The sequence below is a fragment of the Pseudoalteromonas piscicida genome (assembly GCF_000238315.3).
Classification (GTDB): Bacteria; Pseudomonadota; Gammaproteobacteria; order Enterobacterales; family Alteromonadaceae; genus Pseudoalteromonas; species Pseudoalteromonas piscicida.
This window is the reverse complement of the sequence record NZ_CP011925.1, coordinates 439655-461571: the sequence shown is the minus strand read 5'-3', so window position 1 is coordinate 461571 and position 21917 is coordinate 439655. Positions and strand designations below refer to the sequence as shown.

The following is a 21917-nucleotide window of genomic DNA, read 5'->3' as shown; positions in this document are numbered from 1 at the left end:
GAGTGGATTATTCGTTCAAACTGGAGATCAAAAATTAATAATGCCCGGATACAGCTTACGTTAATAAATGCTCACAATAATGCCCACTTTGACAAAGCGCAGACAATGCGGAAAATTACGCCGTTTGTATTAGATAAAATCAATACAACTGCGACTAAAGGAATAATTTAAGGACAACTCAATGAGCTTTATCGGCGCCGGTGCAGGCAACGAAGCCCAGAGCATGCAATACAATGTTGACGCGCAAACTGCCAAATTACGAACCTCAGGTTCTGCTTCTTGGCGGCACAACAATCCAGCCTTACTGCCATTAAATATCAGTGCAAAGCGAAATCAAGCGCTTGGACAAGCCTATCGTATTGCGATATTTCCCGACCGTGCTGCGGGAGAGCAAGCCTTTTTAGAAGAGATCGAAAGAGCTAAATACGGCGATTTTACCTTAGGCCAAATGGTCAATGCGTTTATTCCTGACTACATCATCGACCCACCACAGTGGGATGAACAAAACCAAACGGCTGTTCTACCGCATATTGAGCCAATAACGGGGATGGATGTGAATCTGCCAATTAGCGACCCACAAGCATTCTTAGACTTGGTAACCCTTAAGCTGGGTTGGCAAGTAGGAACTGAGAGTGATGTTGCCAGAGATTTTGAAGCCGAAGCCAGACAAGCGTCTATCGTGTCAAACGCGAACGTTCTCATTAACGGCAGAACCGCTGTGCATAGTGGCAGCGGCGGAGTGTTAAGCACAGTAGACGTTTGTTTGACTAAGATAGGCAAAGTGGTTGTGCCTATTCCTTATGGCAACATCGCCCGCTCATCAGACGCTGCAAGCGTTGCCAGCTCAGTAAAAATTCAAGGTAACGGTGCGGCCAATATCAAATCTAACTTTTCAAAAAGTACGGGAGATCAACCTGGTAATAAAAAAGGTATCGCTAGCCGAACATTGGGTAAAAAAGCAGAGTTTCTGCAAGGCAGCTTTGATGTTTACATCGAGGGAAAACCGGCGGTTAGGCAGGGAGATTTAATGGTATCTAATAATAAAAATACGCCCCCTGCACCATTGAGCCAGCCCGGCGGTGCGACCCCTGCAGGCCTTGATGTAGTGCTTGGCGCAGAGCCATTAAACCAAGATGGTACGAATAAGATCAATATAAAAGTGTCGGGTAGTAGCAAACCTAGCGATGAAGAGGTGAAGATAGGATGAGCCACACTTTACCAACCAAAACCAATGCTAACAGTAATTTTAGAGAACTTGTTTTTGAGGGCTATGCAAGCATCAAAGAGGTGGTCTCTTTGATGCTCAAAGACACCTCGGTTGATGGCACAAAAGAAGGCTATTATAAGGTTCCCCTCTACACTTCAAACACGGTAGACCAACAAAGCAGTGATGCCGACATTGAGCTGGTACACATTTATCCATTTTTATACGACACGCCAGAACAACAACTACAATCAGCCTCTCCAGTAACCAGCGGATTTATCTATATTTATGTCGATGGCTATTTATGGCGTGAGCTACAAGTTATCGAACCTGAAGACTTTGACGCTCCGGCGCTATTCTCAGATGTGAATTTGTATTGGCAAAAAGGTTTTTTAAGTTGGAAAAAGTCGGCCAATAAGCCAAACTCACGACCGCAAGGCACGCGTGCAGCAACTTGTAAGCCAACCAGCAGTATTCTCGTTCCGCATAAACTAAATGGTAACGAAGTAAGCGTAGAAATCGCGTGGTCCGAAGTGCAGTGGTCGTGGGAACAAATCTTGTTGTTTGGCGGGTTTAATGAACAGGATCCGCGCTTAAATACCGGCACGCCACTCGCTGACGAAGAAAGACATTGCCCTGCCCCAGGAGATGCAGCAGCGCTCAGAGCACAGCGCATGACGAAGCTAGATAACTTAGGGCAATTTGCCACAGGCTATAACGACCAAGGCAAAGTAGTTAACACCCCCACACTTCATCAAAAACTGCACCTGCCAGAGCGCGATAAAATCGCCCAAGTGCCGATTTTTGACGGGATCCATGTGGCTCGAATGTATGTGGTGAAAATTCAAAATTTGCTGGTTGAAATTGAAGCGCTTATGAACCACCTCTCTGGTGTAAACAGCGAAACAGGTGAAATCGACTATCAGCAACGTAATAAATACGAGCTTGCAGTTTACATGCTGCAAACTTTCTATCTGCAAACGGACGCCGTTTTAGATAAAGACATAGAAATACAGTCATCTGGTGAAAAACTAGTCGAATCGGATGAAGACGCCATCGACTTTGCCAACAAACTTAAAGAATGGCGAACAGAATGCTTAGATGAAGAGGCCTTTTTTGAGTTTTTGCAGGAAAAAACATTTCGAGAACTTGCAGAAAATATAGCGGAGCTCACTGATGAACTCATTAACTTTCTCGATCAAGAATCGTTAGCCGCTGGATTTACCGAGTGCTTTAAAGATTATGCGCATCAAACTGACTTAAGGTTTTTTGAAGCCTATGACTTACTCACCGATTTATTTTTGGTTTTGAAGCCCCACCCGGCAGCACAAATAGCTCAAATTAACAGAGACAAAGAGTTTTGGCACACGCTAAGTAGCGGCCACCGAGGACAAGACTTTATTCTGCAATGTCTAGATCAACATCCAAGCAAACCAGGAAAAGAAATTGCGCAGTTTTTATTTCCAAAACCTACGGGAAATAAGCTAAGTGAATACGAAAAGCGTGACTTTAACCGCTTTGAGCTTAAGCTTGCGAGCGCAAAAATCGAAAAGATCCATAAACAAGAGGAATTAATAGATTGGAATGAAGGAGAACAATTAGGCAGGCGGCTTTCTCAGGTGGTTTTTGGTTTAGCCGTTAGTGTATTTGAGATCCCCGATATCGCCCATAAACTTTCGAGTCACAAAGGGACGTTAGGTCAACAAAAATCTGCGACACAAGCAGCCACAAACGCAACTAAACAGCAGTATGAACACACTCAAAAAGCATTGAAAGAGGCCGAACTTGCAAGAGATGAAGCGCTTGATGAGCTGACAAAAAAAGAAGCTGAGTATGAACAACGAAAGTCTGAACTATCGCGTTTGACTCCTGAAGAACATCAACTCAAAGCTGCAGAATTAGACGCAAAGATACAAGTTGAAAGAGCACGGTTACAACGCCTTGAGACCAAGTTTGCAACAGCAAAAGCGTCGGTTACACGAGCTCAAAAACAAGTTTCGACCTTCGTAAAGGTCAATAGTGCATGGCACAAATACCCTTTTGCAAAATTGATTGATGCAAAAGCGGATGTATTACAGCCACTGATGCGATTAGTAGATATCTCAACACCCGGGCACCTTGTTGAAGTTGAAATGAGGGTCTCCGATTATATAAATGGTAACTTTCCTAAAGGTTACATGCCGCTTGATCCCAAATCTCGCCAGCTTTCTGCCGAGAAGCAAGTGAAAGAATTAAATCAGGTGATACGAGCGAACAGAAAGCGAAATGTCAATATAAAATACGGAGGCGCCAGCCATAAGGTGTCTTTGGAAGATGTTTTGAACTTGAATAAACGCCTTGAACTCCTAACCCAATCGTTAGATAGAGCACAAACAACCACCTTTATTGAAAGTAAAGAGAAAGTCATTGCCTATTTGGTTAAAGCAACTGGCGCCGATTTGTCTGCTGAAGCCTCAGCTGCAAGGGCAAAACAAATTTATGACGACACGGTACAAAATGCAAAACACTATTCAACTGAGTTAGAAAACCAACACACCACTATCAAAAATCTCGCAGAGCGAACAGCAAACCTAGAGAAATGGCAAAATAAAGTTGTTACCGAGGCCGCATCCAGCCAGTCGCTAAAAAGAGGAATGGTGGGTATATTAGGCGCTTTATATATCTTTGAAATTGCAAATGTTAGGCAGGTTTTAATCAATTGGAATTTAGAATCCGACAGAAAGTTAGTTGATGCAGTCGGTGCCATGGCTGATGTAGCGGCAATACACCTAACAGTGCAGTCTGCTATAACTGATATGCGGTCAGGGCTACCAACTGTCAGGCAATATGCAGCCTTTGAACATCATAGGCGCATATTTGGAGATAGAAGCGCACAACAAAAATATGGGCCAGCCTTTTCGAGTAAAGCGTCGTTAATGAAATGGACGAGTAGATTAAATTTACTTGCCTCAGCATACAGTGCGACCATATCTGCTTTTGATGCTTACTATGCCTATAAGCGGGGCGATGTGTGGGCAACCACAGGAAACTTACTTGTGACAGCAGGTTTTGCGGGAATGGCCATTGATAGCCTACCTATGGTGTTGGCCAAATATTCTCGTGCTGCAGTTATGTTACAATTTGGCAGAGTGAGCATCTATGGTCTGATAGCGGTGCTTATAGGCTACGGTATTCTCTATTTAATCCATAAAGATCCGCTCAAAAACTGGTTAACCGTCTGCCCTTGGGGTAAAAATGCCTTTGAGGGTGGCGAAAAAAAGCTACTAGCAGACAACCCAACCTATTCTTGGCAGGCTCACCCAGAATATGCTCTGCATGCACTTTATAACGCGTTATTTGCCCCATCTATTATGGCTGAATCTCAAGTGATGCAGCTCAATACCTTTTCACGTGTTGCTGATAAAATATCAAAACGTGGTAAATTTCATATCGTAAACTTTAATATGCAGGTTCCCGGGCATATTCCTGCATCTCAACTGAGTTATTTAGACCTAGAGTTTGATATTAAGCCCGTTGCCTCTAATAAACCATGGCAATCATTGCTAAGTACTGCGGCAAAAGGGCAAGCCTCCACCGCAATCAATCACTTCTGGGAACATGTTAAAATTACCGTTAGCCCTCAGTTTACCGGGTTTCAGTTACAGTTCGACGAAACCGCGCTGTACCCTTATTTTGACAAGCTAAACTGCACAAAGTTAAAACTGCGTATGCGCTGTACAAAATACCCCCTTGGAAAAGGGCAAACCATTAGCCCAAACTCGAGTTAAGAGTTTAGGCTACCAGCTCCAGAGCGCGATCAAGATGGCAATATTTCAGAAGCTCGGCTTTGGAGTGAGCAAACCGTAGAGGTAGAGATCGATGATTATGGTTTAAGTGCAGCTGGGTTGCTACAAAGGCTATTAAACTAAAAGGCAAAATAATGAGAGAAAAATTAAATCTAAAAACCTTTACAGCCCTATCTGCTATTTTACTCAAAAACATAGTAAGTAAAGTGATGGAAACCGAGGTAGCGCCCAAAGCACCTAAAGAGATAAAAGAACATACAGAGGACAATTTACCACCCATTGATTTTGGTCGGCCGGTGGAAGAAACTCCGTTACTACCAATAGCAGACTCAGTACCAAGACGTAAAAAAGTAAAGGGGGGATTTGAGCGAGTACCTGTAAAGTTAAACAGCCGCTTCTTACTCGCGCAAAATAACCTAATGGCCTCCAGCAAAGATATTAAGCTGGTGAGTGTTGACCTTGATCGTATTGATAAGCTTTCGAATGCAGCTTTTGCTTATATGTCCTTAGTTTTTGCTGTTATGACATTCCTTTCGTATTTAAAAACTGCTGACACGAAATTACTTTGGATCGGCGGCGGGTTATGTACATTTTCGGCACTTGTGTTTACCCATATCTCTCATATAAAACGCACTTCAGCTGAAGTACTCCGTGTTGATTTCTTTCGCCATAGTGGCCTTGTTACCTTTCCCATTGGTAACAATGTTAGTACTTTTTCACTAGCGTTAGATGAGGTTGATTTGTATATCGGTAAAGTTTCCGCAGGTCGAGGGGTGCAGTTTAATATGGCCTATTTGGTGCCAAAGCGCTACCCCAAACACCTTCGCCATCAACCTATGTACCCTGTCGACTGGGAGCCAAGAGACTTAGAAGATAGCATGGAGCTGTGGAGTGAAATCCATCGTTTTATGGATAACACACAACCTATACCTACATCCTTTTACAAAGGCTGGCAAGAGGTAATCGAAAGCAGTGACTTTACGGAGCAAGATAAAATAATCATATTAGGCGAAGATTTAGTAAAACAAGCCCCTTTTTACGATTTAGAAAACAACCGCCCGTTAGACAAAGTGATTTGGTAGCAGTAAAACGATGAAAGCACACCACAAGGAAGTCAGCCCTCCCCATAACCGCATCCGGAAAAAAGTGATGGACTTACTCGCTTTAGGTCTGCAAAAAATAATAAGTAAGGTAATGGAAACCGAGGCAGCGCCCAAAGCACCTAAAGAGATAAAAGAACATACAGAAGACAATTTACCACCCATTGATTTTGGTCGGCCGGTGGAAGAGACTCCGTTACTACCAATAGCAGACTCTGTACCTAGGCGAAAAAAAATAAAAGGGGGGGTTGAGCGAGTACCTGTAAAGTTAAACAGCCGCTTCTTACTCGCGCAAAATAACCTAATGGCCTCCAGCAAAGATATTAAATTGATGAGTGTCGATTTTGATCGAATCGATAAACTTTCGAATGCAGCTTTTGCGTATATTGCTTTAGCTGGAGCTATTATTGCGGCGTGTTTTTATTTGGCTACACACGATCAATTTTTTGTTTGGAAGATAGCCGTTTTGCTTACGATCGCCATTCCTATTTTTATCCATGTTGGCTACGTAAAACGCACTTCAGCTGAAGTACTCCGTGTTGATTTTTTTCGCCATAGTGGCCTTGTTACCTTTCCCGTTGGTAACAATGTTAGTACCTTTTCGCTAGCGTTAGATGAGGTTGATTTATACATCGGTAAAGTTTCTGCAGGCAGAGGGGTGCAGTTTAATATGGCCTATTTGGTGCCAAAGCGCTACCCCAAACACCTTCGCCATCAACCTATGTACCCTGTCGACTGGGAGCCAAGAGACTTAGAAGATAGCATGGAGCTGTGGAGTGAAATCCATCGTTTTATGGATAACACACAACCTATACCTACATCCTTTTACAAAGGCTGGCAAGAGGTAATCGAAAGCGGTGACTTTACGGAGCAAGATAAAATAATCATATTAGGCGAAGATTTAGTAAAACAAGCCCCCTTTTACGACCTAAAAAATGACCGCCCACTAGATAAAGAGTTTTGGTAATACTCGAATTAATCTCTATAACAAGGAGTTTTTGTGATAATAAAAAAGTTAATTAAGAAATGCGTTGAGCATATTCTAGATGAAGGAACGCCCACTCGTGCAATCACTGATGTGAGTGTGCAAAATCAACAACCCAAATATGGTCAAGCTTATCAACAACAGCCGCAACAAGTAATACGGAATGGTCAGCAAGTTACCATTACAAGATCTCAAGTTTCAACAAAGCGAGAGCCCAACCCAGTCGCTGAATTTTTGATTAAAGCCATTGTTATTTTGATAGGCATATTTGCAGTTGGTGCTTTATGTTTCGATGCATATTATTTAAATAAACGAGGCGACAATGCAGCTGTCGGCTTAATGATGGCGGCCGTAGGTGTGATGTATGGGTATCACTTTATTATGGCAAAGCTTAGCGATTACACTCAGCTTGTAAAGACATCCCGTTTTGTAGGATGGGGCTTAAATATAGCAGGTACGTTTTATAGCCCGTTTATCTTTGCTGATTTGCTGTCTGACTTTCGCGGGCACTCAGAGGATCAAGTAGCCCTTATCATGGCTTTCATCAATATCGTTTTTATAGGACTTTTGTTCTTTCTAATGCAAAAGATAAAGCAACCCACAAAGCAAATTGATTAAACTCCTTGAAGTAGTAAGCCACCGCTAAAATCGGTGGCTTACTATTTTGAGCCTATGCGCATTCAAGAAACCTGATTTACTGACTATTTTTCATTAAATTCAAATAGTTATTGTAAATATGGCTTACTTGCATCGTTGATTTACCTGCACTTATACCATGGCAGCTGAAACAGTTAGCTGGTTTAATTTGTGGCTCGCTGCCAGTGACATCGCTGAAAGTTTGGGTATAAGTTTCCATAGTAATATTGGCAACCGCCAATGAGCCGCGTAACGCCTCGTTGGCTCCCTTACCCACGATATTGCCACTAATGCCATTTGCAAAATCGTAATCTTGCGTGCTCAGCCAGATTGATCCGGCGTAAAAGTAGTTACTCCAAACTGGATTCTTTTGTTCCAGTTTTACATTCACTAAGCTATTTAGTTCAGTAATATTATTGAAGTTAGTTTCATCTTGAGCTTGTTGTGTCTGACTCCCCACCAGCTCAGGGTTATTACCCGCTATATATGGATTGCCGTTTGGCACGCCGTACTGATATAAACGAAACGTGTTGGTCGTGGTTTCAGAAGCTGGATACGTTAAATGTGCATTTTGCACCTCAGTTCCGCCCCGATAAAATAGCAGATCGTGACTATTACTCACTACTTTATCTTGCTGTAAGTAAGCCGTGCTTTTCTTAAACTTTCCCTCAGAGCTGTAGTAATCTGGTGCACTCAATTTATGCTCGAACGTCGCCCAAATAAACTCTGGGTGATTTTCAACCACACCGACAACATGCATGCCAACGAGTGCTACTTCTCCCGTACCGCTATATTTATTGTCTTTTTGGTAAACCGCTTTACGAATATAAAAATGCTCAGCTAAATCAAACTTTGGATAGACTTGCTGCAGCGCTTTGACATCCATCCAAGCAACCTTTAACTCAACCGACCCCACAGCAAATTCAGCTTTACTATCTGCTTTTGGGTGGGAGGTTGCTGACTTCATATAAGTATCGTTAACGTGGATCGAATAATGTACGGGCGTCCCACCAAACTTGCTGTAAATAACACCATCTGATCCTGCTTGATTTATATCTTCAAGAATCAACACATTTGCGGGGCGAAGTCCGGTTGGATTTAATAAATCATTCCAAGGGGCAAAATAAGGTTTTAGCGCATTATCAACCTGCCAAAACCCAGAACCAAACATCAACAAGCCACCAGGAGCACGCTTGTCAGGCTGCGTTAAATAAAGAAACTTATTCCACGACCACTGATGAAAATCGCAGTTTGTCGAGAGATCTTTACCATTTTTAAATGCAAACGGACTATTTGCACCTTCAGGAGGGTTTGGCACAGGGCTGCCAAACCAATCGTTATTCGGTTTACAAGAAGTATCGTTCGAGTAAGCAAGCGCACTTGGCACAGCCAGTGTACTTGTAGCAAGCAATAATGACATTCCAAGTAATTGGAGTTTAGTGCGTGTAATTGATGACGGTAGCATGATGCTTTCCTTAAGATGTAAAACTCCTGTTAAATCTAGTTCATCAAAACGGAAGTTATCAATTACACACCATTACATTTAATCTGTATTTCACCCTTTTTAATTGCTTAAAACCGCATGTTTATCGCCTGCTGATCCGTTACTTACTGCGGTGAGCGAAGCTAAAGCTTTGCTCTGGCACCAGCTGACCGCTTAAATTGTTTGGTGTTGAGTAAAACGACACATTTAGCCTGTCTTTTTGGTTGTCTAATTCGATATGCGCAAAGCCCCAAGTAAAAGCTTTATTCCAGACTAGGTCGTACTCTGGGTAGCGCTTTTCTTGATAGTTAGCAAGCGGTGTATGCGTACCGCGCATTTTTGATGCGGCGCCGCTGATAATAAGTGGTAACTTAGGCTTTGTGTTTCCGGGGAGTACACGTGAGCAGTCGTCCGTTAACAGTTCCAAATCATGCTCATGGCCTGCGATATACGCATCCGCGTACTCACACAGTTCGGGTAAGATTAAGCGGCGTAATACGTGCGCTTCGTCATATTTGGTGCCACCAATCGACCAAAGTACATGGTGTCCATATACAATTTTCCATTTTGCGGTTGAGTTCTTAAGCCCATTTGCAAGCCAAGCCAATTGCCTGTGATCTTCCCCATTTACAGGTTGCTCGTGCTTTTCAATGTCTTCTACTTCGGCTTGTCCGCTTGCCAGTGCACTCGCCAATCCTTGTTCACTACCGTCCGGTTTTAGTGGAATTTCGTAATAATGCTGACCTGAGAGCAACATATTGGTATCGAGCACAAAAAACTCGACGTTATTGCCTTTCTCACCAAAGGTGTAGCTGTAATAACCTTTGCCATCCATATGGAAATTAGCTTGCTTAGCCATCCATTCGGTCTGTAATTTCACGCCGCGACGAGACGTCTTCCAATCGTGGTTGCCTAATGCTGAGTACACAACCAACTCTGGGTTTTGAATAAGTAGCGGCTTTAGCGGTCCTAAAATCAAGTCATCCATACGCTTTTGGTCGTCTTTGCCATCATTAGCCGCCGCACCATCAGGATAGATATTATCACCAAGCTGAATAGCAAAGTCGCATGGCTTTTTCTCACACAAAGAGGCCATTGCCTGCCCAACCACCAACGCACCGGTTTCCTCCGTTGCGGTTTCGGTTCCCGGATAAATATAGATAGGCGCATGATTAAACTCTTCGAGCGGGCGATGTTCTTCTAACCAATCCGCCTTTTCAGCAGCAATAAATTCAGCCTTATTTTTAGGCGATTTAATGTGCTTTGTTTTTGGATAATCTGGGTGATAGCCGCCATCACCAAAAGCCAGAAAGTTAATATTTTCCGCGGCCTGCGCTGTGCTACTAAGCGCGAATAGTAATGCTATTGATGTTATTTTCATTGTTACCGACACAGTGTTACCACTGCATCCTCCTGCATATAAATAAGGTGGGTGTCCTTTTAATACATCCTATACCTAAGACTCTAGCTCGATATGATGAGTGTCCTTTTAATACACCTTTTAAATAAATATAAGAAATGCTTTTACTTGGACACCCACCTTTACTGCTCTCTTAGAAGGACGTTACCGTTACTCCAAGCTCAAATGAACGACCATAAGTTTCGTATTGGTAGTTGTAACGAGTGTCGCCTTGATAAATACTCATCGGCTCGTCGGTTAAATTGATCGCGTTGAAATAAAGCTGAGTTTGCTCGGTATAAAAGTACTTCATGCTGAAATCGAGTTGCAGATGGTCGTCTTGGAAAACGCGCTGCTTGTTCTCTTCAAACAAAAAGCTTTTGCTCTTGTACGACGCACTTAACCTTGCGCTTATTTGGCTATTTTCATAACCAAACATCAGGTTGCCCACGGTGTCGGATTGATTTGGTAGATTGTCATCAGCGTCAATAAATGTACCATTAGCTGAGAGCATCAAACCGTTTTGAAAGTTCTTCGTGTACGCAAGCTCCACCCCTGTCAGTTCAGCGGCGCCGCCATTAACGCTTTGAATAACTTCTTTATAGCCTTGCCACTGACCGTTATCTTGCACCTCAGCTTTGGCAATAAAATTATCGATGTTTTTGTGAAAAACGCCTGCAGATAACACGCCTATCGCGCCGGGGTAATATTCTACGGAAAAGTCATAGTTTGTTGACTTGTATGGGTCTAAGTCTGGGTTTCCGACTTCGGCTTTACGCTCAATTTCAATTTCGCCATCATCTTCTGTGGTCTCTGTTTCTATAATTTGAAATGCTGCTGCATCTTCAAAGCTTGGACGCGCAAGAGTTTGTGTATAGGCAAAACGGGTGATCAGCTTATCGCTGATTTCATAGCGTAATGTTAAATTTGGTAATAAATGATCGTAGCTATCTTCAACTTGCCATTGGTTGATCTCGACGCGCTCAACGTCATTCACTTCATCATTAATGAGTTCAACGCGATTACCACTCGTTGCATAATCTGTGTCTTCGTATCTAAAGCCTGCAATAACATTGAGTTTATCAATGTCGACCGTCAGCATGGCGTAGAGCGCGGTGACGGTTTCTTCACTGGTGTATGAACGACCTTGTGTTTCAATGTCAGTTTCAAGCTGGTTTAGCTCAAGGGCACTGCGATTACTGTAGAAGTAGTCGCGGATCTGGCCGCGACTTAAACCCGGACCAAAGGCCCCAAGCTCATACTCAGGCTCATTGGCGGCAAAGTCTTTCGCCGTTAGGTCATCAAAGCCGCCGTCATATAGTTTGGCGTCAACGCGGTTAAACTTTTCACGGTCAGCATATTTACCACCAAATTTAATTTGCGCATTGTGACCAAGTAAAGTGAAGTCTTTAGTTAAGTCCAGTCTTAAGCTGGTATTTTCATCTTCACTTAGGTTGTTCTCCCAGACAATTTCATCGATTTCAAAATTGCTAAGCTGCTGGGAAGCTTCATCCGCTGCAAGCGTAGGTGTCTTACCATCCAGTACATACCCTAACGCAAAATCTTCTCCAGCAAATGAGGTATCCAAGCGATTTGGCTCGCTTTCATCTGATTTCGAGTAGCCAATACTGTATTCAATAAACCAATCCTGCACTAAGTTTTCGCCGCCTAAAACCACAGATAAAATGCTTTGCTCTTCATATCTGTCTTTGGTATCTCTATCCATTTCTGCACCTGAGAAATAGGCCGCATTTTGGCTTAGCTCATCGGCAAATACATCGCCTTTGTCAAACTTGTACTCATTGCGTTGACGAAATTCATCGTCAGAAAACTTGCTGTAGAGCGTGCGTAAGTAGTATTTGTTAAACCCTTTGTGATGCACATCAAGATTCAGTGCCGCTCCTAAACGCTCTCGCGTAATACGATAGTGGCGCTGCTCCATTTCCTCAGCACCAAAGAAGCTCGCTTCTTCTCCTGAGTTCACATCGTCCATTTCTAGTTCCATCCAGCCGCCGTCGGTTTCCATATTATGAGAACCAAACTCACGCTCAAACCAAGATACCGCCGTTGCAACCCCAACTTCCATCTCTTTGCCTGCGGTATAAATATCGGTGAAACTAAACGACGCTTTTGGGCTGGTCTCGCTCACCTGTTCATTGTGTGACGCTTGTAGAGTTACACTGTAGCTCTGCCCTTCTCGGTCAAAAGCACTGAGGCTTTTTACTTCGATGCTACCGCCCACAGCTGATGCGTCCATATCCGGTGTGACCGTTTTGCTCACCTCTAGGCTTTGCACCAATTCACTTGGGATGACATCCATCGCCACCGAGCGCACGCCCGCTTCAGGAGAAGGCACGTTGGCACCATTGATGGTCACGTTGTTGAGGTTTGGGTCGATCCCACGAATTGCCACAAAACGGCCTTCACCTTGATCTCGTTGAATAGAAAGTCCAGGCAGACGTTGCAGTGCTTCTGCTGCGTTTTGATCCGGCAACTGGCCGATGGAATCCGCGCTGACGATCGACTTAAGTGACAGGGCATTTTTTTGTCGGTTTAGTGCACCTGCTTGTCCGGCTCTTTGCCCTACAACAATAATATCGTCCATTTGGCCCGATTGAGAACCAAGCTGTATTTGAACATCGGTGACTTGATTATCAGTAATTGTAATGCTTTTTGTCACTGTTTCAGCGCCAAGATAACTTATCTCAAGCGTATAATTACCCGCCGGGAGATTGGTTGCCGTAAAGCGGCCATCTCGCTCAGAGATAAGGGTTCTGTCTAATTCTTTGATCACCACTTTTGCTCCTTGAAAGTGGCTCTTTTGCGATGCGGAACTAACTTGCCCTGTTAGGGTGTTAGCATTTGCAGCTGAGCTTAACGTCAGTCCAGCGCAGATCATCGCAACGGCAGAAAGCGTAAAGCTTGTCGGTAGATTTTTTTTCATTATTTGCTCGCACAGGTTAAGTAGAATTTTAGCGCCCCGCTAAAACGTCGCGGCTACCCTAGTGCGAAAACGTGACGCTTTTATTTCACTTGAGTGCGCTGCAGCCTATAACAGGGCGTTTATGCCGGCCGAACTCGTGAATTTGAGCCGATATGACCCCCTGCCTTTAGGACTTTGGCAACGATATTTAACCTGAACTCTGAATAACAATCGGTTTGCTAGCTGCTGTTATGCAAATGTGTTGCAGTTTTTGTCATAAAAACATCACCTTTACTGAGCTAAATTGACCCTATCAGCACCAAGCGCAAATTTTTACTATATCGCTCTACATTTTGACTAGACAACAAATATGAAACTTCAGCCTTTTTTACTTCATCAATCACGGTGGTTGCTACTAGTACTACTCACACTGGTTGCCATTACTATCACGGCCTATACCTCTGTATTGCGACCACTGTCGGACGTCAATTGGCTCGATAGCCTTGGTGAAGGTGGCCTCACGCTGATGACACTGATTTGGATAGCGGTGACCTTGCTCACTCGACCAAAAGGGCTCGTCACTAACCTACTGTTTGCAGGGTTGAGTGCCATGTATGTTTCTATGCTGTGGGATTTTTTAGATGAGATGGTGGTGTTCACGCCCCATTATTTAACCAGTTTTGAAGCGATCCCTGCTTGCTTTGGCATGGTGCTGATGAGTATTTCAGCCTATTACTGGTATAAAGAACAAAGCATATTCAATCAAACCTTAATGAAAAAAGAGCGTTTTTATCGTGACCACAGCATGACCGATTTTGTCACCGGCCTTTACAGCGTAGAGTATATGCAAAATCAAGTTCGCCACGAACAATCCCGCCTTGCCAATGGCAATAGCCCATTTTGCTTAACGCTATTCGATATATGTGATTTTGCCGCTTATTCTCGCCAGCATGGTATGCAAAAAAGTAATCAGTTACTGCGCGATATTGCCGATATGCTCTCTTTGAGCATGCGTGAGAGTGATCTGCTATGCCGTTTTGCAGCGGATAAATTTGTGGTCGTTCACCCGCAAACCAACCATATTCAAGCCCAAGCTTTTGCTAACCGTGCGGCCGAATTTATCGCCCGCCATGCCAACTATGATGATGGTGAAAACCAGCCGCAATATAGTGCAGTGAGATGGAGCTGTATCGAAGTTAATGATAAACACTGTGAATTTGAACCTCTGATAGCAGCGCTTGTGAGCGAGCTGAAACAGGCCAAGGTAGCTGCGGCTTAATGTCCTATTTTGAGTGCCAAACAAAACAACTTGCGAGTCGCTACTTTGCACTCCCCTTGGTGGAGTTGGCTTCCCAGCGCGGTGTACATGCAGACGTCATTTTGAAAGGCAGTAAGTTGTTTTATACCGATCTGCACGCTAATCCAACCTGCATTAGTTATGAGCAGTTTGAAACAATAGTAAGCAACCTTGTCAGTCAAGCGAGCTGTCAGGAAGTCAGTTTTATTTACGGCCAATACCTACTTAATACGCTAATCAGTCACCATGCCGAGCTGCTATTTAATTGCCACAACATACAGCAATTACTCAAAGTACTTCTGCTTAAAGGGTTGGATATATTACCTTTTTACCACGTTAGAAAATTCCAGACGGAAACAAGCTGCCATTTACTGTTTTCACCCGCCATTGCAGAAGGTAAGCCTGCGGTCACTCGATTTTTATGCGAAGCAATGGCAAGCCTTTGTTGTGGCTACCTTAAGTGGCGCAGCCCAGAAACCGCATTGACATTGCAGTTTCCGTATACAAAGCCAAAACAAGTCGCGCAATACCTGAGCCATATACACCTAGCTTACAGCTTTGATCACAGTGATTTTGCGGTTGTAATGAGTAACCAAGTTTTAGCGCAGCAACAAATTGGCACTTTTCCTTATTTAGTGGCTCGGCAGCTAAAGGCCTTGCCCTCACCACAGCGTGGATTTCTCGCCCAACTGCATCGCTTACAATTAAAATATCCTAAATATCATAGTGAGCAAATCGCCGAAATGATGGGCATGAGCGCTGCAACTTTCAAACGTAAACTCAAGCTACATCAGACTACTTTTATTAACGAAAAAGACAGACTGCATCGTCAACAAGCCTTGTTTTACGTGACCGAGCAAGGCTATTCCAATGAACAAATTGCAACCGCTTTAGAATTTAGCGACATCACTAATTTTCGCCGTGCATTTAAGCGCTGGACGGGATTAACGCCTTCCTATTTTCGTAAGATTTAACTTTATCCCCCATTTTTTCTTCTACACTGAAATGGATCTTGCGGTTACTAGGTCTTTTATAACGTGACTACGTTTCGATAATCCCAGGGGCTGCTTACCTTTGCTGTTTTATTTTTGTTCTTCTGAGTGAGTTTTGATCGCGGCGCTCGACTTGCCGCATAGTGGGCTAAGCTAAAGTTGAGCAACAAAGAACGAAGCACACTCAGGTGAACCCGAAGGGCAGCGCTTGATTGCCATTTCTACTGTGTTATCGCCAGACTTACATAGAACAACTATGCTACGCTGGCTCTGCCTTGTATAAATGGCAATCAAACTGCTGCAAAAACAAACTTGAAAGATAAGCAGCCCCTTGGCCGAAGCTAAGCACGTTAATAGATAACAAAGAGGATTAAAAAAATGAAAGCATTAACGGGCGCTGCAATGGCGATAATGGTAGCGGGTTTAGTGGGTTGTAATAGCACAGAAAACAATTCCACAAACGCACAAGCTGCGACAGCTGAAACAGATTTAGTGCATTGTTATGACGTCAATACTTGCGGCGGGCATAACGATTGTAAAACCGCGAGTAATGCCTGCTCAGGACAAGCTTCTTGCAAAGGCACTGGCTTTGTTGCCATGCCGAGTAAAGCGTGCAGTGATGTCGGTGGCAATCAAAAAGACGCATGGGTTGGTAGTGTCGCAAAGGCCGACCTTGTGCACTGCCACGATGTCAACGTTTGCGGAGGCCATAACGATTGTAAAACCGCAAGTAATGCTTGTGCGGGACACGCTTCTTGCAAAGGGACTGGATTTGTCAGCATGCCAGCAAAGGCCTGTGCTGATATTGGTGGCAAAGCGAAAAGCTAATAAGCTTTAACCTCGGCGCGTGTTTATCTATCAAGATTATTATTGCAATAGATAAACACGCACAATGCATTAAAAGAGCGCAATTATGTCAGTACCCTTTCTGGGCTTTGGTCTTGGCCTACGCACGTGTTATTTTGACGCTATTATCGACACCCGACCCCAAGTAGATTGGTTTGAGATTATCTCTGAAAATTACTTTGTCGACGGCGGCAAGCCTTGGTATTACCTCTCGCAGATTAAAGAACACTACCCCATTGTGATGCACGGAGTATCGATGTCGATAGGCAGTACTTCGCCCCTAGATATGAATTACCTTGCGCAACTTAAACGCACCATCGCACGGGTTGAACCCGAATGGGTGTCAGATCACCTCTGCTTTAGCAGCTTAGGCGAGTTTAATAGCCATGATTTATTGCCACTTCCCTACACTGAAGAAGCGCTGATACATCTCACCGCAAGAATCAATCAAGTACAAGATTACCTTGAGCGTCCAATGATCTTTGAAAATGTCTCAAGTTATTTAAACTACAAACAATCTGAACTGACAGAGTGGGCGTTTTTGAGCGAATTACACCAGCGTACCGGATGCCAGTTATTGCTCGACATCAACAATGTATATGTAAGCTCACGCAATCATCAATTCGACCCAATGACTTACCTAAACGCCATACCAACACAAGCGGTCGCACAAATTCACTTGGCTGGCCATAGCGATTTTGGGACACATATTGTTGATACGCATGACCAACCTATTTGCGAAGAGGTGTGGAGTTTGTATCGCCAATACACTCAAAACAGATCCCCTATTAACACCATGATTGAACGTGATGATAACTTTCCTGAACTCGCGGGATTATTACAAGAGCTGAACTTAGCCAAAGGAATAGCCCCTAGCAGTTGGAGAACATATGGCTGATCTCGCCGCGCTGCAACACGCCTTTATTGCAATGCTAAAAGGCGATGACAACCAATTAATAGCTGAAATTGAATATCAAAGCGGCCTAAATGTCGCACAACGTGCGCAAATATACACTAACGCTTACCACATCAGATTAAAAAAAGTGTTAGAACAAGATCATGAAATTCTTGGCTTTTATTTGGGTGATGCCCTGTTTGATGAGATGTTCTCGGGCTATCTAGAGCACTTTCCTTCGCGTTCGACCTCATTGCGCCAGTTTGGCGACGCGCTTCCTGAATATTTAAGTCAATTTGAGCCATTTAAGCTCTACCCTATTCTCACTGAAATCGCACAATTTGAACGTACATTACTCAGTGCATTTGACGCAGAAGATGCGCCTCAATTAGGACTTGTGCACCTACAAAAAATTGCAGCAGCACACTTTCCAAACTTGCAGTTTACTTTTCACCCCAGCGTTCACTTATTGGGATTTACACATAATGCGGTCGACAGCTGGCAAGCGTTAAAGAACAGTACACCGGTCCCTGAAGTGTCGACAAAACCAAACTACTGGATACTCGCCAGAGAGCGCGATATGCGCACTGGGTATCACTCGTTAACGGCAGCCGAATTTGCTTGTCTACAAAGCATGAAGAACGCGCTGCCGTTTAGTTTTGTCTGTGAATACGCAGCTGAGCAAAGTGATGATTTAGCACAAGGCACAGCAATGGTGATGCAGTTACTGCAAAAAGGGCTTAATTTGGGATGGTTTAGTGGCTTTAAAGTTGCTATATAACCTGAGCTGCGGATAATTAATGCCTTTCTAGCAGCCAGTTTTAGCGCTAACTGCGTTGAATTCACTTCCAATAGCCAGCTATTGGTGCGTAAATTCGCCTTGTTTTCCCTAAAACTCTCTGGCTAGACAAGGAAAAAACTAAGTTATTCTTTAGAAACAATGAGTTGGAACATTCCTTATCCAAACCTCAGGTTATATAACCGCGATATTCAACAAAGCGGCATGGAAAATGAGGATCAAAGAGAAGTTAAAGCTGTATCAACCAAGTTTAATAATAAGCATGGTTTTCACCTTGATTGGCATTGTCCTTGTTAACAATTCAAAAGTCAAAAACCAAGCTTAAATGTAAAGATAAATTAACAAAAAATCACATACCCTATACTTATTTGGAATTTTTCTAGCCTATTTATTCCTCTTACCCTGTCGCGTTACCCCTCCCTAAAATCAAAATTAACTAATTGTATTTATTTACAATATATAAAGAACAAGCATAAATCTCTCGCTTATTTGGTCAGCTAATCTATGCATTAAAAAACACATTGTAAATTTTTTTTATATTTTTTGTTTATTTTTTAAGCTTTACTTCTATCCTAGTGTAACCAGTCGAAATTATGTGCAATTTTTATTTAGCTGGCGTTGTTCATTATCTCAAAACAAACGCAATCAAGCGTTGAACTTTGGTGAATAACGCGTCTACAGCAGCTAGATAAGTTCATAACCTTGAGATTGGTAAACACAATTAAACAAAACAACATGCAAGGAACAACAAAATGCGTAAATTAAGTGCTATTAGTTTTGCAGTATTAGCGGGTTTGACTTCAGTCAACGCACAAGCCGCTAAAATACTTAGCGTAGAGTCAAACAAAGCAATCGATGATCAGTATATTGTGGTGTTCACAACACCTTCTGTTTTAAATGTCAAAGACAGTAAAGCGGTTGCAGCCTTCGCTAATAAGCAAGCTAAAGCGTTACAGAATAAACATAACGTAAGCATAACAAAAGAATTTGGTGGCGTGCTAAACGGTGTGGTGATTAATGCATCGGCAAAGCAACTAAAAGGTTTGCTTAATAACCCAAATATTGACTATATCGAACAAGACCAAGTGGTTACAGTGACCCCAGCTATCACAGCAAGCGGCGACCAAGCTAGTCCAACTTGGGGTCTAGATCGCGTAGATCAACGTAATCTACCGCTAAACTCAAACTACCATTATGATTTTGATGGAACTGGTGTAACGGCCTATGTTATCGATACGGGTGTTCGCATTAGTCATAATGAATTTGGTAACCGTGCATCACATGGTTATGACTTTGTTGATAATGACAATGATGCAACAGACTGTAACGGTCATGGTACCCATGTTGCAGGCACAATTGGTGGCGGTGAATATGGGGTAGCGAAAAACGTCAATATCGTTGGCGTAAGAGTATTGGGTTGTAACGGCTCGGGTTCATATTCAGGCGTTATCTCTGGTATCGATTGGGTTAAAAACAATGCATCAGGCCCATCTGTTGCTAACATGAGTTTGGGTGGTGGCGTTTCTCAAGCGGTTGATGACGCAGTAAATAACGCAGTTGCCTCAGGCGTTAGCTTTGTTGTTGCGGCGGGTAATGACAATAGCAATGCCTGTAATTACTCACCAGCACGTGCAGCCAATGCAATCACTGTGGGTTCAACCACAAGCAGCGATGCCCGTTCTAGTTTCTCAAACTATGGTAACTGTCTAGATATTTATGCACCGGGTTCAAGTATTACTTCTGCTTGGTATAACTCAGATACATCAACCAATACCATCAGCGGTACTTCGATGGCCGCACCGCACGTTGCGGGTGCTGTTGCGCTATATTTGGATGAAAACCCAAGTCTAAGCCCGTCACAAATTGATAGCTTGCTGAGCCAACGCTCATCAAAAGGTAAAGTCTCTAACCCACAAAGCGGTTCACCTAACGAGCTACTTTATACACTAGCTGATGGCACTGATCCGGACCCAGATCCAGATCCAATCACAGAGCTAGTTAATGGCCAAGGCGTCAGTGCATCTGGTGCATCTGGTCAGCAAACCTTCTATAAGCTGGTTGTTCCAGCAGGCGCTAGCGCACTGAACTTCTCACTTGCTGGTGGTACTGGCGATGCCGACCTGTATGTACAGCAAGGCTCTCAACCAACGCTGAATAGTTACGCTTGCCGCCCCTATCTGGATGGTAATAATGAATCATGCGATTTCACCAATCCGACTGCAGGTGATTGGTATGTGATGCTAAATGGTTACGCTGCGTATGCAAATGCGACCCTCACAGGTACTTACTCATCTGATCCAGGTGGCTGTGGTAGTAATTGCTTAGAAAATGGCATCCCAGTAAGTGGTCTAGCTGGTGCATCTGGCCAAGAGTTGCAATACACCATTGATGTTCCAGCAAATGTAACATTAACAGTTGCAAGCTCTGGCGGCTCTGGCGATGCAGACTTGTATGTTCGTAAAGGTGCGGCACCTACGACATCAACCTATGACTGTCGTCCGTTCTTAAATGGTAATAATGAATCTTGTAGTTTAAGTTCAGGTCAAGGTGCAACCTATTACATCAAGTTACGTGGCTACTCTAGCTTCTCAGGTGTAACACTTGTTGCAAGCTACTAATTAGCTTTATTACAAATAAATCTCATTTCGTTTGGGATTTATTGAAAAAACAAGTACAGTGGTGGCTCGTTTGAGCCGCCATTTTTGTTTTTAATGAGTATTGTATTAGATCTCTACAGCCAATTATTACATCAAGGGTTTTATGACCATGTGTCTGACGGTGAACTACACACCGAAGTGCCGCTCATCTGTAGTAGTATCTCGCAAGTAAAACTCGATGGTATTATTTACCATCGCACTGCGCAAACTGCGGCGATGATGCCTGAAAACTATGGTAGTTTGATCCTTATCTCTGAAGGAAATGGTTGGTGGCTGACTGAGCAATCCTTGCAGCGTGCGGATCTAACGCAGTTAATCTATCTTGAAGCAAATCAAAAACATGTATTTCACCTTCCGACACAATATCACGCCGTTAGCTTCAACTTTCCAATCAATTGGCTCGTATCTCGAACCGGCAAGCGGCTTTTGCATGGACAAGCGCTGACAATTCCCTCTGGTCTATCAACATTATTCAAAAGCGCCTTAACCGCCACAACGCTAAATTTAACAGCGGCAAAATGGCTTGAAGATGAAATTGTACTGCATCTAAGCGCTTGCCAGCCGACCCAATTACCAAGGTCGCCGCTGGCGGAGTTAAAACGGCTCATCTCTACACATGCAAGTGATGAAGCATTTTGTATCGACATGCTATGTGAGCATTCTGGCTGGTCAAAACGTTATATTCACAAACTCTTTGCCGCATCTGATCTGAGTGCCAGTGAATACCTGATCCGCACCAGACTCACTCACGCTTATTTTGAGTTACTCAATAGCTCTGCATCATTAAATCAAATTGCTATTGATAGCGGATTTAAAAATCAGGCGCACTTCAGCCGCCGTTTTAAGCAATTATTTTCTCTTTCACCCAAGCAAATTTCACAACGAGTGCACTCTTAGACAAAACTGAACCATACAA

General features: G+C 43.4%; 15 protein-coding genes. 12 read left to right on the top strand and 3 right to left on the bottom strand.

The features are described from left to right. Window positions 1-181 precede the first annotated feature (181 nt). From PPIS_RS21595 to PPIS_RS21575, 5 genes are all read left to right on the top strand, one after another. The gene (locus tag PPIS_RS21595) at window positions 182-1207 is read left to right on the top strand and encodes a DUF4150 domain-containing protein (protein WP_010369773.1); all 1026 of its coding nucleotides are present in this window, start codon (window positions 182-184) and stop codon (window positions 1205-1207) included. Then, window positions 1204-4971, top strand: a complete 3768-nt coding sequence (locus tag PPIS_RS21590; RefSeq protein WP_010369775.1) for a hypothetical protein — start codon at window positions 1204-1206, stop codon at window positions 4969-4971. Before PPIS_RS21595 ends, PPIS_RS21590 begins: the two co-directional genes overlap by 4 nt. Window positions 4972-5123: 152 nt before the next feature. Beyond that, window positions 5124-6071: a hypothetical protein gene (locus PPIS_RS21585; protein WP_010369777.1), complete on the top strand. Its 948-nt coding sequence runs from the start codon at window positions 5124-5126 to the stop codon at window positions 6069-6071. 10 nt (window positions 6072-6081) lie between these two features. Continuing rightward, entirely contained in the window at window positions 6082-7056 is a 975-nt protein-coding gene (locus tag PPIS_RS21580) for a hypothetical protein (protein WP_249031271.1), read from the top strand. A 33-nt stretch (window positions 7057-7089) separates the two neighbouring features. Continuing rightward, complete coding sequence (locus tag PPIS_RS21575) at window positions 7090-7692, top strand: hypothetical protein (RefSeq protein WP_010369781.1); 603 nt, start codon at window positions 7090-7092, stop codon at window positions 7690-7692. Window positions 7693-7768: 76 nt separating this feature from the next. Here the strand turns inward: PPIS_RS21575 and PPIS_RS21570 are convergent, their stop codons facing one another. The 3 genes from PPIS_RS21570 to PPIS_RS21560 form a co-directional block, all read right to left on the bottom strand. Further along, on the bottom strand, window positions 7769-9175 hold the full coding sequence (locus tag PPIS_RS21570; RefSeq protein ID WP_010369786.1) for a hypothetical protein: 1407 nt from the start codon (window positions 9173-9175) through the stop codon (window positions 7769-7771). 139 nt (window positions 9176-9314) lie between these two features. Next, on the bottom strand, window positions 9315-10574 hold the full coding sequence (locus PPIS_RS21565) for a metallophosphoesterase (protein WP_019647294.1): 1260 nt from the start codon (window positions 10572-10574) through the stop codon (window positions 9315-9317). 172 nt (window positions 10575-10746) lie between these two features. Continuing rightward, a complete protein-coding gene (locus PPIS_RS21560; protein ID WP_010369791.1) occupies window positions 10747-13536 on the bottom strand; it encodes a TonB-dependent receptor in 2790 nt (929 codons plus the stop codon). 349 nt (window positions 13537-13885) lie between these two features. On the opposite strand from PPIS_RS21560, the gene PPIS_RS21555 reads away from it, so the two are divergent. From PPIS_RS21555 to PPIS_RS21525, 7 genes are all read left to right on the top strand, one after another. Beyond that, window positions 13886-14794 carry a GGDEF domain-containing protein gene (locus tag PPIS_RS21555; protein WP_010369794.1) on the top strand — a complete coding sequence of 303 codons (909 nt, stop codon included), beginning with the start codon at window positions 13886-13888 and terminating at the stop codon, window positions 14792-14794. After that, entirely contained in the window at window positions 14794-15786 is a 993-nt protein-coding gene (locus tag PPIS_RS21550) for a helix-turn-helix domain-containing protein (RefSeq protein ID WP_010369798.1), read from the top strand. Before PPIS_RS21555 ends, PPIS_RS21550 begins: the two co-directional genes overlap by 1 nt. A gap of 396 nt (window positions 15787-16182) precedes the next feature. Further along, window positions 16183-16632, top strand: coding sequence for a BufA2 family periplasmic bufferin-type metallophore (gene bufA2 / locus PPIS_RS21545; protein ID WP_010369800.1), 450 nt, complete (start codon window positions 16183-16185; stop codon window positions 16630-16632). 85 nt (window positions 16633-16717) lie between these two features. Beyond that, on the top strand, window positions 16718-17548 hold the full coding sequence (gene bufB / locus PPIS_RS21540; protein WP_010369803.1) for an MNIO family bufferin maturase: 831 nt from the start codon (window positions 16718-16720) through the stop codon (window positions 17546-17548). After that, window positions 17541-18326, top strand: a complete 786-nt coding sequence (locus PPIS_RS21535) for an HvfC/BufC N-terminal domain-containing protein (RefSeq protein ID WP_010369805.1) — start codon at window positions 17541-17543, stop codon at window positions 18324-18326. The genes bufB and PPIS_RS21535 overlap by 8 nt, the downstream gene beginning before the upstream one ends. Before the next feature lie 770 nt (window positions 18327-19096). Beyond that, complete coding sequence (locus tag PPIS_RS21530) at window positions 19097-20962, top strand: S8 family serine peptidase (RefSeq protein WP_010369807.1); 1866 nt, start codon at window positions 19097-19099, stop codon at window positions 20960-20962. 93 nt (window positions 20963-21055) lie between these two features. Then, window positions 21056-21898: a helix-turn-helix transcriptional regulator gene (locus PPIS_RS21525; RefSeq protein WP_010369810.1), complete on the top strand. Its 843-nt coding sequence runs from the start codon at window positions 21056-21058 to the stop codon at window positions 21896-21898. Window positions 21899-21917: the final 19 nt, after the last annotated feature.

Coding starts and splice junctions, on each gene's coding strand:
- PPIS_RS21595 (WP_010369773.1), top strand. CDS start 182: ATGAGCTTTATCGGCGCCGGTGCAGGCAACGAAGCCCAGAGCATGCAA.
- PPIS_RS21590 (WP_010369775.1), top strand. CDS start 1,204: ATGAGCCACACTTTACCAACCAAAACCAATGCTAACAGTAATTTTAGA.
- PPIS_RS21585 (WP_010369777.1), top strand. CDS start 5,124: ATGAGAGAAAAATTAAATCTAAAAACCTTTACAGCCCTATCTGCTATT.
- PPIS_RS21580 (WP_249031271.1), top strand. CDS start 6,082: ATGAAAGCACACCACAAGGAAGTCAGCCCTCCCCATAACCGCATCCGG.
- PPIS_RS21570 (WP_010369786.1), bottom strand. CDS start 9,175: ATGCTACCGTCATCAATTACACGCACTAAACTCCAATTACTTGGAATG.
- PPIS_RS21565 (WP_019647294.1), bottom strand. CDS start 10,574: ATGAAAATAACATCAATAGCATTACTATTCGCGCTTAGTAGCACAGCG.
- PPIS_RS21560 (WP_010369791.1), bottom strand. CDS start 13,536: ATGAAAAAAAATCTACCGACAAGCTTTACGCTTTCTGCCGTTGCGATG.
- PPIS_RS21555 (WP_010369794.1), top strand. CDS start 13,886: ATGAAACTTCAGCCTTTTTTACTTCATCAATCACGGTGGTTGCTACTA.
- PPIS_RS21550 (WP_010369798.1), top strand. CDS start 14,794: ATGTCCTATTTTGAGTGCCAAACAAAACAACTTGCGAGTCGCTACTTT.
- bufA2 (WP_010369800.1), top strand. CDS start 16,183: ATGAAAGCATTAACGGGCGCTGCAATGGCGATAATGGTAGCGGGTTTA.
- bufB (WP_010369803.1), top strand. CDS start 16,718: ATGTCAGTACCCTTTCTGGGCTTTGGTCTTGGCCTACGCACGTGTTAT.
- PPIS_RS21535 (WP_010369805.1), top strand. CDS start 17,541: ATGGCTGATCTCGCCGCGCTGCAACACGCCTTTATTGCAATGCTAAAA.
- PPIS_RS21530 (WP_010369807.1), top strand. CDS start 19,097: ATGCGTAAATTAAGTGCTATTAGTTTTGCAGTATTAGCGGGTTTGACT.
- PPIS_RS21525 (WP_010369810.1), top strand. CDS start 21,056: ATGAGTATTGTATTAGATCTCTACAGCCAATTATTACATCAAGGGTTT.